The following is a 13072-nucleotide window of genomic DNA, read 5'->3' as shown; positions in this document are numbered from 1 at the left end:
AAGACACGATTGAAATCTTGTGGAAGCGTGCCGGAACTGTATCGGTCACACCTCCCCCTGCGAATCCCCTGCACGGCATGGGGGCATCACAAATCGTGATACCCCTGCCGGTGGCGGCTATGCCTCCATCAGGCGCGCGCCATGCCAGCCGCCCGAGCGCACGAGGCTGCGGGCGGTATCGGCCAGCACCACGCGCAGCGCGAGGGCGGCGGGCGACAGCTCGTCGTCGGACAGACTGCAAAGCAGGTTCTGGCGGCCGACCTTGGGGTCGTCGATCTGCGCGAGATGGAAGCGTTTTTCCGCGTCGGGATAGCGGCCGACGGCGGCCCAGGGCTGCAGCGTGGCGCCGAAGCCCATATCCACCGCGTCCATCAGCATCGCCAGCGAGTCCACTTCCTGCACCACGTTCGGCACGACCTTGGCCCGCGTGAACGCGGCGTCGAGCGTGCTGCGCAGGCCGTGGAGCCCCGTGGGCATGATCAGCGGGATTGCTTCGAGATCGACGATCGACAGATGCGTGGGCGGATCGGCGCGGCCCTGGGGCAATGCCGCGCGCGAGCGGATGAGGAACAGCGTTTCCTCGAGCAGCGGCAAGACGGTCCAGCGGCGCGCGGCGTTCGTGTCGAACAGGACGGCGAGGTCGAGTTGCCGCGCGTTGAGCATCGCGGTGAGGTGGCCGGAGAGACTTTCGACCATATGCAGGCGCACATCGGGATACCGCTCGCGCATCGCGCGCATCAGCGGCACGCCGACCACGGACGCGGTGGTCGGCGCCAGCCCGACGCTCACGGTCCCGGACAGCCGCGCCTGATGCGCGGCCCGCTTCGCCTGCTCGGCATGGCGGAGCGTAAGCTGCGCCTCGTGAAAGAACGCGAGCCCGGCCTCGGTCGGTGTGACCCCATGCGGCGCACGGCGCAGCAGACGCGTGGACAATTCGCTCTCGAGCCGGCTGATCTGCTGGCTGATGGCCGACTGCACCATATCGAGCTCGAGCGCTGCCCGGCTCATGCTGCCTAGTTCGACCACCCGTACGAAATACTGAAGCTGGCGCAGTTCCATCTGTCTCCCCTATGCGCCACTTATACCAGATTGGAGGGGGGGGAACTCAGGCCTCGTCGGCCCCGCTATACCAGTCCACGGTCCGGTCCGAATACACGAGCCCCTTGGCCGCCAGCCCCGGCCGCATATCGTACATATCCACGCCCAGCACGCCCGAAGCCAGCTTCTCCCGCTTGCCGGCCTCCAGCGCCTCCCGGTCGGCGGCCTTCCTCGCAATCGCCTCGGCCGCCGGCCGGGCGACCACGACCACGCCATCGTCGTCCGCCACGATCACATCGCCCGGACGCACCTGCGCGCCCGCGCACACCACGGGCACATTCACCGCGCCCACGGTTTCCTTGACCGCGCCCTGGGCCGAAATCGCCCGCGACCACACCGGAAAGCCCATCTGGTTCAGCACGGAGACATCGCGCACCCCACCCTCGATGATCAGCCCGCGCGCACCGCGCGCCTTCAGCGACGTGGCCAGCAGATCGCCGAACAGCCCATCCGTGCAATCGCTGGTCAGCGCGACCACGAGCACGTCTCCGGGCTGGATCATCTCCACGGCCACGTGAATCATCCAGTTGTCGCCCGGATGCATGAGCGCGGTGACGGCGCTGCCGGCAATCGCCACGCCGGACTGAATCGGCCGCATATAGGGCTTCATCAGCCCCGTGCGCCGCTGCGCCTCGTGCACGGTCGCCACGCCCAGCTTGCCCAGCGTATCGATATGGCGCGCCTCGGCGCGCAGGATGTTGCGGTAGGCAATCGTCCTCATGCCAGCACCTCGCTCACCATCGGAAACACGCGCGCATAGCCTTCGCCATACTGGATCTTGAGATCGGAATTGCGCGTCGCCTGCGCGCCGCGCTGCAGCGCGACACGCGTGTAGTACTCCCACAGGTGTTCCTGCGCGGCCATCGTCGTGAACGCGCGCTGCTTCTTCTCCCAGACCGGGGAGATATCGAGCAGCAGATCGGGCTTCCAGTTGCACTGCTCGGGCTGATGCGGCTCGAACAGGAACACCGGCGGCGCGCCGATCACGGGCACGTCGGGCTTGTAGCCGTGCGCCTGCGCGATGACGCGCGCTTCCTGCGCGACGTGCGTCGCCAGCGGATGGTCGAAGTTGTAGATGTCCTCGCGCGAATGGCTCAGCACGAACTCGGGGCGGATCTCGCGATAGATATCGGCCAGCCGCAGCAGCGCTTCGTCGGGCACGCGCATCGGATAGTCGCCGAGGTCGAAGCATTCGAGCGTGCCGCCGAGGATCTCGGCCGCGCGCTCGGCTTCCTCGCGGCGCGCCGCCTTGACGCGGTCCATCGTCATACCGGGCTGGCGCCACATCTTGGCGGATTCGCCGCGCTCGCCGAACGACAGGCAGACGATGCGCACGTGATAACCGCGTTCCGCATAAAGCGCCACGGCGCCGCCCGCGCGCCAGACAAAGTCCGCGGCGTGCGCGCTCACAACGAGGATGGAAGGCTTGGCTTGAGTGTCGGTCATGCTTGAGATCGGTAAAGAATCAATCGGCCGTGATGTTGGCCTTGTGGATCACGCCGGCCCACGTCGTGGTCTCGCTGCGGATGAACTGGCCGAACGCTTCGGGCGTACCGGACACGATCGTCACCCCCAGTTGCTCGAGCTGCTTGCGCACCTCGGCATCGGCCAGCGCCGCATTGGCCGCGGCGTTCAGCTGCTTCACGATCGGCGCGGGCGTCCTGGCCGGGGCGATCAGGCCCCACCACACGGACGCATTGAAGTTCGGCAGCCCTTCCTCGCGCGACGTCGGCACGTTGGGCAGTTGCGCGGAACGCCTGGCGCTCGCCACGGCCAGCGGCCGCAGCGTGCCGGCCTTGATATGCGTGATGACTTCGAGCGGGTTGATCGGCATGAAGTTGATGCGCTCGCCGAGCAGGTCGGTGATCGCGGGCGAACCGCCCTTGTACGGTACGTGCAGCACGTCGATGCCGGCCACTTCCTTGAACTGCTCGCCCGCGAGATGGCCCGAGCTGCCATTACCGGCCGATGCGTAGGCAAGCTTGCCCGGCTGCGCCTTGGCCTGCGCGATCAGATCCTTCAGCGACTGGATCTTCGACTTCGCCGGCACCACGATCACGAGCGATGCCTCGCCGATACGCGCCACCGGTGCGAAGTCCGTCGCGGGATTGAACGACAGCTTGCTGAACAGCGCGGCATTGGTGGCCAGGCTGTTGGAGGCCATCAGGATCGTGTACCCGTCGGCCGGCGCCTTCGCGGCCATGTCGAGCCCGATATTGGTACTCGCGCCCGGACGGTTGTCCACGATGATCGGCTGCTTGAGCGACTCGCTCATCTTGTGGCCCACGGCGCGGGCCACGATATCGACGGCGCCACCGGCCGCGTAGGGCACGATCAGGCGAATCGGATGGTTGGGATAGGCATCCTGCGCATGAGCGGCCATGCCGGTGAAAGCCAGCGCTGCGATGACGCCACCCATCAGGCCGGCCACGACGGTCCGGCGGCCGCGCGAGGTGTGCTTGGAATTCATGATCTGTGCCCCGTTGTTGTGCTTGTGCACGCATTCTCGGCACCGATCGTGATAGTGTCTAATATGTTTTCAACCTGCCGGTTATTTCAATTCGCTATCACGAAGCCGGAAAACCGCCCCCATCATGGATTTCCGCCAACTGCGCTACTTCGTTGCGGTCGCCGAGGCCCTCAGTTTCAGTGAAGCCGCCCGCAAGCTGCATATCAGCCAGCCGCCGCTCTCCATCCAGATCAAGGCCCTCGAAGAGGAGCTCGGCAGTCCGCTGCTCGAACGCACGCGGCACAAGGTCGCGCTGACGCCGGCCGGCAGCCTGTTCCTGGAAAAGGCGCGCGCGGCGCTGGCCAACCTCGATCAGGCTCGCGATGTCGTGAAGCAGGTGGCCAGTGGAGAAGCGGGCGAGATCCGCGTCGCCTTTACCGCGTCCGTGCCGATGCACGACACGTTTCCCCGCGCGTTCCAGCGCTTTCGCGAAGCCCACCGCAATGCGATGCTCGAGCTCGTGCATATGTCCACGGGCCAGCAGCTGCAGCAGATCGAAGAGGGCGAGATCGACATCGGCTTTCTGCGGCCTTCGCCCCAATTCCGTCCGCCCACGTCCATCGCCGTGAGGGAAGTGCTGAGCGACCGGCTCGTCGTGGTGGTACCGCTCTGGCACCCGCTCGCACGCGATAGGCGCCATGCGGGCGAGGCGGATCATGCGCTGGACATCGCGGAGTTGTCGAACGAGGCGTTCCTGCTGTTTCCGCGCGGCCTCGGCTGCGGCCTGTTCGACCACGTGACCACGCTCTGCAACCGCGCGGGCTTTGCGCCGCGCACCGTGCAGGAAGCGCGCGAGGCCACGACGATCATCGGCCTCGTCGCCAGCGGCGCGGGCGTCGCCGTGCTGCCCGAGATCTATGCGCGCACGGGCATTCCGGGCGTGGCCTATCTGCCGCTGATCGGCCCGGACGCGGACAGCCGCGTGCTGATGGCGCACCGCGCGGGCATGCTGTCGCCGATCATGGAGCGGTTTGTCGGGTTCTTCTGAAGCGCACCGTGCAGCCGCAGCCGCTCACGCGACATTGGCCATGCGCGTGCGATAAGCCTCGGCAAAGTCCGCCGCGTTACCGATGTGCTCACGCATCCGGGCCTCGGCCAGATCCGCATCGCGCGCCTCGATCGCATCGAGGATGCTCTCCAGTTCGGCCACCGCATCCTTCATGCGCAACGGCGGCGACGGCGTCATCTTCTTCAGCCACCGCAGCTTGTCCAGCAGGTTCAGCAGGCTGTCCGTCATCAGGCCGTTACCGGCCGTGCGGTAGATCGTCGAGTGGAACGTCGCGTCCAGTTCGTTGAATTCATCGAACGACTGGCTCTCGAAGCTGGCGTCGTCCGACGCGAACCGGCGGAACGCCGCGCGCAGTCGCCGGATGGTGTCGTCGGACATGCGCGTGGCGGCCTGGCGCGTGACGTAGGACTCCAGCAGAAAACGGTATTCGAAGATCTCGTGGATCTCCTCTTCGGTCAGCGACCGGACATAGGTCCCGCTCTGCGGACTGACCGCGATCCAGTCGTCGTTCCTGAGCTGCGCGAATGCCGTCCGGATCGGAGAGCGGCCGCAACCGAGTTCGTCGGCGAGTCTTGCTTCCGAAAGCTTTTCGCCGGGCGCATAACGCAGGCTGATAATGCGTTGCTTGATCTCGTTGTACACGAGCGTCGCCACCGCGGAACTCTCTGGAATCTTCAATTCACTGCCAGTCGTCACCTGCATCTCTGCCGCATCGATAGCGCCAGACCTCTAATAAAGTAGTTACCCAGTTTAGCGCATGCCTCTCATGCATGCGAGATTCATGTGCCTTTTGCCCCCTTTTTGTGCCAACAAACATTCTAGTTGACTAGTTTAACGATTGATCTAGGATGACGATTCGCCCCCACACCGAGGAGAAACCTCATGTCATCCCGTCGTACGTTGCTAGGTCTGGCCGTTGCAGCTGCCGCGCTGCTTTCTCCTCTGGCGCACGCCCAATATCCGGACAAGCCCATCCGGTTCATCGTGCCCTTTCCGCCGGGCGGCGCGGTCGATGTCCTCGGCCGCCTGACCGCCAAGATCGTCGGCGACGCCACGCGCCAATCGGTGGTGGTCGAGAATATCGCGGGCGCCGGCGGTGCCATCGGGACCAAGATGGCCGCCCAGTCGCCCAACGACGGCTATACGCTGCTGATGGGATCCACCAGCTCGCTGTCGATCAATCCGATTTACCAGAAGGTCGGTTATGACCCGATCAAGGATTTCACGCCCATTACCCTCGTCGCCTCCGTGCCGCACGTGCTGGTCGTGGACCCCGCCCTGCCCCCGAAAACGCTCGCGGAATTCATCGCCTACGCAAAAGCCAACCCGAAGAAGCTGAATTTCGCATCGTCCGGACCGGGCACGCCGCACCACGTGGCGGGCGCGATGTTCAACCAGATGGCGGGCGTCGACCTCGTTCATATCCCGTACAAGGGCACCGGGCCCGCGCTGACCGATGTCATGGGCGGACAGGTATCGATGATGTCCGTGGAAATCCTCGCCGCGGCGCCGCAGGTCCAGACCGGGAAGGTCCGCGCGCTCGGTATCGCCGCCGACCAGCGCAGCCCGCTGCTGCCCAACGTGCCGACCGTGAGCGAAGCGGGCCTCAAGGGTTTCGAGGTGACGTCCTGGTATGGCGTGGTGGCGCCGGCCGGCATTCCGCCCGCCGTGGCGGCGAAGCTGTCGGCCGCGGTCGCGGAGGGGCTGAAATCGCCGGAAGCCATCGAAAAGCTCAAGGCGCTGGGCGCCCAGCCGGTCGGCGGCAGCCCGGAACAGTTCCAGTCGTTCCTGCAGCGCGAGAACCAGAAGTGGGGCAAGGTCATGGCGGCCGCGGATATCTCGAACAACTGACCTTGACGATCGCCCGCCCATTGCGTACTCTGCCCTCTAAACTAGTTGACTAGTTTTCTAGGTAGTCACAACCGAGACAACGATGATCGAAAACATGTTTTCCCCCGCGCACTACGTCGCGCAGCGCCGCCCTTTGCATGAGGGGTCGCCGCTGCCGGGCTGGTGCTACACGTCCCCCGAGTGGTATCAGCGCGAAGTCGACACCATGTTCCGCAAGGACTGGCTATGCGTCGGCCGCGTCGAACAGGTCGCCGAGCCGGGCAGCTACTACTCGATCGAGGTGCTCGGCCAGCCGCTGATCGTGGTGCGCGACGAGAACAACGACGTCCGCGTGCACTCCGCGCTGTGCCGGCATCGCGGCGCGATCATCACCGAGGGCGCGGGCAAGTGCCGCGCCTTTACCTGCCCGTATCACAGCTGGACCTATGCCCCGAGCGGCAAGCTGATCGGCACGCCCGGCACGCCGCCGCCGATGGCCGGCGTGGCCGGGTTCAAGGCCGCCGACCATGGCCTGCGGTCCATCCGCTCCGAGACCTGGGCCGGGTTTCTCTTCATCACGTTCAACGCGGAAGCGCCGCCGCTGCTCGACTACCTCGGCGACCTGCCGGCCTATATGGCAAGCCACCGGCTCGAGGACATGCAGTGGACCCATCGCGACGAATACGTCGTCGACTGCAACTGGAAGGTGTGGCTCGAGAACGCATTCGAGAACTATCACGTGCCGACGATCCATCGCAGCCACGTCGATCCGAAGAACCCGCAGAACTGGCAGTTCGAGAAAACCCATGGTGCGTGGGAGGCGATGTACAGCAAGCGCAGCATCGTCGCGTACTCGGGCCTGCCCGAGATTCCCGGCATCGACCCCGAGAAGGCGAACTGCCTGTTCCATATCTGGGTCCAGCCGACGCTCCAGATCATCGTCACGTCGTCGTACATGAAATTCCGCCAGTACCTGCCCGAGGGTCCGGAGAAGCTGCGCATCTACGAGAACTGGACGTTCCCGCGCAGCACCGTGGCGCGCGACGATTTCAGCGAGATCGTCGGTCCGGCGTACTACGAGAAATATTCGAAGATCGTCATCGAGGACCTCGGCATCAATCCGAACGTGCAGAAGGCCATGCGCACCGGTGCCTATGTTCCGGGCCGGCTCTCCCTCGAGGAGTACATCGTGCACCGTATCGCGAACCACGTGCTGGACCGCGTCATCGGCCCCGACACCGAATCGTCGCGCGAACTCCGCGACGCCGCCTAAGACAACGAGACGCCCCCATGCCCTCCACGACCGCAAGCCGCGACTATTCCAGCGCGGATCCGCTCCACATCCATATCGAGAACTCGCGCGCGATGATGCCCGTGTTCACGGTGCACACGGACCAGTACGAAGCCGCGCTTGGCCGGCACCCCGACGTCGCCGCGCGCATCCGCACGACGTGGGGTCACGATCAGGATATCTATCACGATGCGATGGAAACCGCGGACGCGATGATCACCTACCGCTTCCCGCACAAGACGCTGCGCGACGACGGCAAGCGCCTCAAGCTGCTGCAGGTGCTGGGCGCGGGCGTCGATTACCTGCTGCCGCTGGACTGGGTTCCATCCGGCCTGCAGGTACTGACCAACAGCGGTGCCCATCTGCCCAAGGCCGCGCAATCGGGGCTGATGGCGCTGCTCATGCTCAACGCGCGCATGCCCGCGCTGATGTGGAACCACCGGCGGCACGCATGGGACCGGCAATTCACGTCGGCACTGAACGGCAAGACGGTGCTTATCGTCGGCGTCGGTGCGATCGGCGGCGGCATCGCCACGCTGGCCAAGCAGTTCGGCATGCACGTGATGGGCATTCGCCGCAGCGGGGCCCCGCACGAGAGCGTGGACAGCATGCATCTGCCCGGCGCCTTGCGCGACCTGTTGCCCCAGGCGGACTTCGTGCTGCTGAACACCGCGCTGACGGAAGAGACGCGCTTCCTGATCGGTGCCGAGGAAATCGCGCGTATGCGCGACGGCGCCGGGCTCATCAATATGTCCCGCGGCGGGTTGATCGACCCCGCGGCGCTGGACAGCGCGCTGCGCACGGGCAAGCTTGGCGGTGCCATGATCGACGTGACCTACCCGGAGCCACCGCCCGCCGACTGGCCCTACTGGGAGACGCCCAACCTCGTCATCACGCCCCACGTGCTGTCGGACGATATCGAGCATTACATCCCGCACACGCTCGATATCTTCTTCAACAATATCCGCCGCCATTTCCACGGCGAGCCGCTGACGAACCTCGTCGACCTCGCGCGCAGCTACTGAAGGAGGCGTCATCATGAGTCAGGCCACCGACGAGCTTCGCCTGGTCAAAGTCGCGGCGATGCGCGAGGTCGCCACCGACATCGTGCAGTTCGACCTGCGCGCCGTGGATGGCCGGCCGCTGCCGGCCTTCTCCGCGGGCGCGCATATCGACGTGCATACGCCCGCCGGCCTCGTGCGGCAGTACTCGCTCTGCGGGCCGATCGACGATGCCGATCACTACAGCATCGCGGTCAAGCACGAACGCGGCGGCCGCGGTGGTTCCGCGAGCCTCCATGACGGCATGGAGGTCGGCAGTCCGCTCGGCATCTCGCCGCCACGCAACCACTTCCCGCTGGTCGCAAGCGCGGCGCACACGGTGCTGATTGCCGGGGGTATCGGCATTACGCCGTTCGTGGCGATGATCGCGACGCTGGACCGCGCCGGCCAGTCGTGGGAATTGCACTACTGCGCGAGATCGGCCGAGCATGCGGCGTTTCACACGCGGCTGAGCGCGCGGTATCCCGACCGCGTCACGACCTACTTCAGCGAGGCGCCGATCCTTCCCGTGCGGGACATCGTCGGCCTCGTCGCGGCGTCGCCCTCGAATGTCCATCTGTATTGCTGCGGACCCGCAGGCCTGATGCGCGCGGTGCAGGCGGCAACGCCGGACACGGCGACATCGCGCGTGCATTTCGAATGGTTTGCGGCCGACCGGGACGACGCGGCGCCGAACGAGCCCTTCGAACTCAAACTCGCGTCGTCCGGCAAGGTGCTGGCCGTGCCCGCGACCGAGACCGCGCTGGATGTCCTGCATGCCAACGGCGTCGATCTTCCCAGCAGTTGCCGCGAGGGGGTATGCGGGACCTGCGAGGTGCGCGTGCTGTCGGGCGACATCGACCATCGTGATCTGCTGCTCGGCGCGGCGGAGCGCGGCGCCAACCGCTGCATGATGCCCTGCGTATCGCGCGGGCGGCCCCACACGCGAGTCGTGCTCGATCTTTGAACGAATCAGGAGAAGAACATGGACATGCCCACGTCGAATCCACACATTCCCCCGCTGCGGCGCGTCGGCCAGACCGTCTACGTCGGCCTGCAGCTTCCGCTCGCCTCCGCGCATCCAGTGGACATCGCGGACCAGACCGACCAGGTGTTTCGCAGCCTGGTCGCGCGACTGGAAGAAGCCGGCGGCGCGATGGCCGACCTCACCAAGCTGCATACGTACTACCTGTTCGACGGCGATGGCACCGACGTCACGGCGTACTGGGAACGCATGACCGCGGTACGCCTCCTGCATCTGGCCGATCCGGGACCGGCCGCCACGGCGTTGCGCACGCAGGGCGTCGGGCCGGACCGGGCACTGATCGCGGTGGATGGCATCGCCGAACTCGGCCAGGACAAGCAGCGCATCATGCCCGCGCACGCGTGGGACTGGAGCATCCCCACGCCGTTCTCGCAAGGCTGGCGCGTCGGTACGACCGTGTATGTGGGCGGCCAGATTTCCGCGGACCGGCAGGGGCGGACCATCGCGGCGGGCGATGTCGAGGCCCAGACGCGCAACACGCTCGAGTACATCGAACACGTGCTGCGCGACGCGCGGACGGACTGGGACAAGGTCTGCTCGCTGAAGATCGCGTACCGGCATGACGGCGACGCGTCGCTACATGCATCGCAACGGCTCGGCGAATCGATCGTTGCCGAAGCGGCGCGCCGGTTCGCGGGACCGAAGCCGGCCATCACCGTGATCGGCGTGGACCTGCTTTACGAAGGCCTGCTGCTCGAGATCGATGCCGTCGCGTCCACCGAGGCCGGCGAGCCGGTGAGCATCGCGGGCGAGACGGGCGCAACGCCGTTCTCGCCGGGCTGGCGCGCCGGCAACGCGCTCCACATTGCCGCGCAGGCGGCACCCGAGGCCGACGGACTGGCGGCGCAACTCGAAGGCGCGCTGACCCGCGTGGCGACAGTCGCGCAAGCGGGCGGCGCCGCGATGGCGGACATCGTCAAGCTCAACGTATTCCTCTGCCCGGGCGAGTCGGCCCAGACGGCGACCGAGGTGCTGCACCGGTTTCTGGTGCCGGGCCGCACCGTGGTCAGCATCGTGCAGGTGGCGGGCTTCCTCACCCCGGGCCAGCGCGTGCAGATCGACGGGCTGGCTATCCTCGGGCAGGACGCCTCGGCCTGATCACACCACGCCTGATCGCCCCACGCCTAATCGCACTACGCAATCGACGCCGACCACCCCGTCAGCCCGCACGAACAGCGGGTTGACCTCGGCGTCCTCGATCTTCACGTCCGTCACGGCGCAGAGGTTCGAGAACGCGACGATGGTCTTCGCCAGCGCATCCACGTCGCCGCGCGGCAGGCCGCGGAAACCGCGAATCAGCTGTGTCGAGCGGACCTCGCCGATCATCTCGCTGGCCTCGGCCAGCGAGACCGGCGCGGGACGCAGGCTCACGTCGCGGTGGAGTTCGGCCGTCACGCCGCCGGCGCTCAGCATCACGATCGGGCCGACGAGCGGATCGTTGCGATAGCCGAGCATCAGTTCCAGCAACCGGCTTTCCATGCGCTGCACGAGAATGCCGTCGATCCGCGCGTCCGGTGCCGCCCCGCGTACGTTCGCGTACAGCTGGTCGGCGGCGCTCGCGAGTTCCGCGTTGTCGCGCACCCCCACCTTCACGCCGCCGACTTCGGTCTTGTGCAGGATATCGCGCGAACAGATCTTGGCCACCACCGGATACGGCACCGCATGGGCCAGCGATGCATCGGTGACGAGCGCCATCGGTGCGATGGGCACGCCCGCCGCCGCAAACACCTTCGCGGCTTCGAACTCGGACAGGTCGCCCTGCGTGGGCAGCCCCGCCGGCCATGTGATCGGTGCCGGTTCCGCGATGGCGTCGTCGCGGGACTTCGCGGCGCGGAACAGGCAGGCCAGCGCGTCGGCGCAACTCTCCGGCGTGCGGAACGCCGGCACGCCTGCCTGCTGAAGCAGGTCGAGCGACTGGGTCGCCTCCGGCGCGAGGAACGCCAGCAGCGGCTTGCCCGTGCGCGCGGACACCGCCGAAGCCTCGACGATCGGTCGCACGGCCAGCTGCGGGTGGAATTGCGCGGACGAACCCGCCACGCACAGCACCGCATCGCACCAGTCGCTCTCGAGCATCTGCTCGACGAGGTCCTGGTATTGCGCGCTCGTCGCGGCCAGCGTGAGATCGATGATCGGGGTCTGGCGAATCTTCACGCCTCGCGCGGCCATATGCGCGACAAAGGCATCGGGCGGCGCCACGGCCTCCACATCGGCCAGCCCGAGCCGATCGACTACCGTGGCGGCCCCACCACCCGTCGTCGTCACGACCGCGATGCGCGGATGGCGATCGAGCACGGGCACCGTCTTCGCATAACGGCGTGCGAGCGGCGCGAGTTCGAACAGCGCTTCGAGAAACTCCACGCGCATGGCGCCGTGCTTGCGCAGGAACGCGTCGACGGCGGCATCGTTGCCCGCGAGCGCACCGGTATGCGATTGCGCGAGCGCCTCGCCCTGCGCGGAACGGCCGAGCTTGTAGGCCAGCACGGGCTTGCCGGCAGCCCGTGCGCGGCGCAGCGCGGGACCGAGCACCGCGGCGTCGCGAATGGTTTCGAGGAACAGCAGGATGACCTCGGTGGCGTCGTCATCGACGAGCATATCCACGAGCTCGCCCACGCCGATATCGCATTCGTTGCCGACCGATACGAGCTTGGCAAAGCCGAGTCCGCGCGCGGCCCCGCGCGACAGCAGCGCGCCGAGCATCGAGCCGCTCTGCGATACCACGCTGATACCGCCAGCGCGCAGTTCATCCATCTCCAGCACGGCGTTGACGGAGAGAATCGCGCCGCTGTGCACATCCACCACGCCGATGCTGTTCGGCCCCAGCAGCCGCACGCCCAGCTCGCGCGCCCGCGCCGCCAGCGCTTCCTGCGCGGCCACGCCGTCGCCGCCGAGTTCGGCAAAACCGTCGGAGAACACCGTCACCACGCGCGCGCCCTGTGCCGCGCATTGTTCGAGCACTTCTGGCACCTGCCGGCCCGGCACCATCACGAACGCGTGGTCGATGGTGGCCGGCAGATCGGCGACGCGCGGGTAGGCTTGCAGGCCCATGACCTCCGCGCGGCCGGCATTGATGGGATAGATCGTGCCGCGATAGCCGTGCTTGCGCATGAAGCGCATCGGGCGGGCGGTGTTCTTGCTTTCGTCGGCGGAAGCGCCCACCAGCGCGACACGCTGCGGCGTAAAAAGGGCCTTGGCCAGCGCGGCGCCGGCGGGTCGGGAAGTCGAGGTCATGAGAAAATCGGTCGTAAGCGGA

12 protein-coding genes are annotated in these 13072 nt (G+C 66.7%); 6 read left to right on the top strand and 6 right to left on the bottom strand.

Translation table 11 applies throughout. The annotated features are described in order from the left end of the window. Window positions 1-117 precede the first annotated feature (117 nt). The 4 genes from FOB72_RS29610 to FOB72_RS29595 are packed head-to-tail and all read right to left on the bottom strand — an operon-like array spanning window position 118 to window position 3517. Window positions 118-1059, bottom strand: a complete 942-nt coding sequence (locus FOB72_RS29610; protein ID WP_150376798.1) for a LysR substrate-binding domain-containing protein — start codon at window positions 1057-1059, stop codon at window positions 118-120. Between the two features lie 46 nt (window positions 1060-1105). Next, window positions 1106-1819, bottom strand: a complete 714-nt coding sequence (locus tag FOB72_RS29605) for a 4-carboxy-4-hydroxy-2-oxoadipate aldolase/oxaloacetate decarboxylase (protein WP_150376797.1) — start codon at window positions 1817-1819, stop codon at window positions 1106-1108. Next, window positions 1816-2544 (bottom strand): PIG-L deacetylase family protein, encoded by a 729-nt coding sequence (locus FOB72_RS29600; protein ID WP_150376796.1) that lies wholly within the window; start codon window positions 2542-2544, stop codon window positions 1816-1818. Before FOB72_RS29600 ends, FOB72_RS29605 begins: the two co-directional genes overlap by 4 nt. Before the next feature lie 19 nt (window positions 2545-2563). Next, on the bottom strand, window positions 2564-3517 hold the full coding sequence (locus FOB72_RS29595; protein WP_150377565.1) for a Bug family tripartite tricarboxylate transporter substrate binding protein: 954 nt from the start codon (window positions 3515-3517) through the stop codon (window positions 2564-2566). A 175-nt stretch (window positions 3518-3692) separates the two neighbouring features. Between FOB72_RS29595 and FOB72_RS29590 the strand changes: the two genes are divergently transcribed. After that, a complete protein-coding gene (locus tag FOB72_RS29590; RefSeq protein WP_150376795.1) occupies window positions 3693-4595 on the top strand; it encodes a LysR family transcriptional regulator in 903 nt (300 codons plus the stop codon). Window positions 4596-4619: 24 nt separating this feature from the next. On the opposite strand, the gene FOB72_RS29585 is transcribed toward FOB72_RS29590, so the two are convergent. Then, the gene (locus FOB72_RS29585; protein WP_191002309.1) at window positions 4620-5312 is read right to left on the bottom strand and encodes a GntR family transcriptional regulator; all 693 of its coding nucleotides are present in this window, start codon (window positions 5310-5312) and stop codon (window positions 4620-4622) included. A 186-nt stretch (window positions 5313-5498) separates the two neighbouring features. On the opposite strand from FOB72_RS29585, the gene FOB72_RS29580 reads away from it, so the two are divergent. From FOB72_RS29580 to FOB72_RS29560, 5 genes are all read left to right on the top strand, one after another. Then, complete coding sequence (locus FOB72_RS29580; protein WP_150376793.1) at window positions 5499-6467, top strand: Bug family tripartite tricarboxylate transporter substrate binding protein; 969 nt, start codon at window positions 5499-5501, stop codon at window positions 6465-6467. A gap of 82 nt (window positions 6468-6549) precedes the next feature. Continuing rightward, a complete protein-coding gene (locus tag FOB72_RS29575; RefSeq protein ID WP_150376792.1) occupies window positions 6550-7719 on the top strand; it encodes an aromatic ring-hydroxylating oxygenase subunit alpha in 1170 nt (389 codons plus the stop codon). A 17-nt stretch (window positions 7720-7736) separates the two neighbouring features. After that, window positions 7737-8762, top strand: coding sequence for an NAD(P)-dependent oxidoreductase (locus FOB72_RS29570; RefSeq protein ID WP_150376791.1), 1026 nt, complete (start codon window positions 7737-7739; stop codon window positions 8760-8762). A 13-nt stretch (window positions 8763-8775) separates the two neighbouring features. After that, entirely contained in the window at window positions 8776-9744 is a 969-nt protein-coding gene (locus FOB72_RS29565; RefSeq protein WP_150376790.1) for a PDR/VanB family oxidoreductase, read from the top strand. Between the two features lie 18 nt (window positions 9745-9762). Continuing rightward, window positions 9763-10920 (top strand): RidA family protein, encoded by a 1158-nt coding sequence (locus FOB72_RS29560; RefSeq protein ID WP_150376789.1) that lies wholly within the window; start codon window positions 9763-9765, stop codon window positions 10918-10920. Here the strand turns inward: FOB72_RS29560 and FOB72_RS29555 are convergent, their stop codons facing one another. Beyond that, window positions 10921-13050, bottom strand: coding sequence for an acetate--CoA ligase family protein (locus tag FOB72_RS29555; protein WP_150376788.1), 2130 nt, complete (start codon window positions 13048-13050; stop codon window positions 10921-10923). It lies immediately after the preceding gene. Window positions 13051-13072 lie beyond the last annotated feature (22 nt).

The organism is Cupriavidus pauculus, assembly GCF_008693385.1.
Lineage (GTDB): Bacteria > Pseudomonadota > Gammaproteobacteria > Burkholderiales > Burkholderiaceae > Cupriavidus > Cupriavidus pauculus_D.
The sequence above is the reverse complement of the archived record's forward strand: the minus strand, read 5'-3'. Positions and strand labels throughout refer to the sequence as shown.

What these genes read in the sequence shown, in the direction of transcription:
- FOB72_RS29610 (WP_150376798.1), bottom strand. Translation starts at nt 1,059, where the DNA reads ATGGAACTGCGCCAGCTTCAGTATTTCGTACGGGTGGTCGAACTAGGC.
- FOB72_RS29605 (WP_150376797.1), bottom strand. Translation starts at nt 1,819, where the DNA reads ATGAGGACGATTGCCTACCGCAACATCCTGCGCGCCGAGGCGCGCCAT.
- FOB72_RS29600 (WP_150376796.1), bottom strand. Translation starts at nt 2,544, where the DNA reads ATGACCGACACTCAAGCCAAGCCTTCCATCCTCGTTGTGAGCGCGCAC.
- FOB72_RS29595 (WP_150377565.1), bottom strand. Translation starts at nt 3,517, where the DNA reads ATGGGTGGCGTCATCGCAGCGCTGGCTTTCACCGGCATGGCCGCTCAT.
- FOB72_RS29590 (WP_150376795.1), top strand. Translation starts at nt 3,693, where the DNA reads ATGGATTTCCGCCAACTGCGCTACTTCGTTGCGGTCGCCGAGGCCCTC.
- FOB72_RS29580 (WP_150376793.1), top strand. Translation starts at nt 5,499, where the DNA reads ATGTCATCCCGTCGTACGTTGCTAGGTCTGGCCGTTGCAGCTGCCGCG.
- FOB72_RS29575 (WP_150376792.1), top strand. Translation starts at nt 6,550, where the DNA reads ATGATCGAAAACATGTTTTCCCCCGCGCACTACGTCGCGCAGCGCCGC.
- FOB72_RS29570 (WP_150376791.1), top strand. Translation starts at nt 7,737, where the DNA reads ATGCCCTCCACGACCGCAAGCCGCGACTATTCCAGCGCGGATCCGCTC.
- FOB72_RS29565 (WP_150376790.1), top strand. Translation starts at nt 8,776, where the DNA reads ATGAGTCAGGCCACCGACGAGCTTCGCCTGGTCAAAGTCGCGGCGATG.
- FOB72_RS29560 (WP_150376789.1), top strand. Translation starts at nt 9,763, where the DNA reads ATGGACATGCCCACGTCGAATCCACACATTCCCCCGCTGCGGCGCGTC.
- FOB72_RS29555 (WP_150376788.1), bottom strand. Translation starts at nt 13,050, where the DNA reads ATGACCTCGACTTCCCGACCCGCCGGCGCCGCGCTGGCCAAGGCCCTT.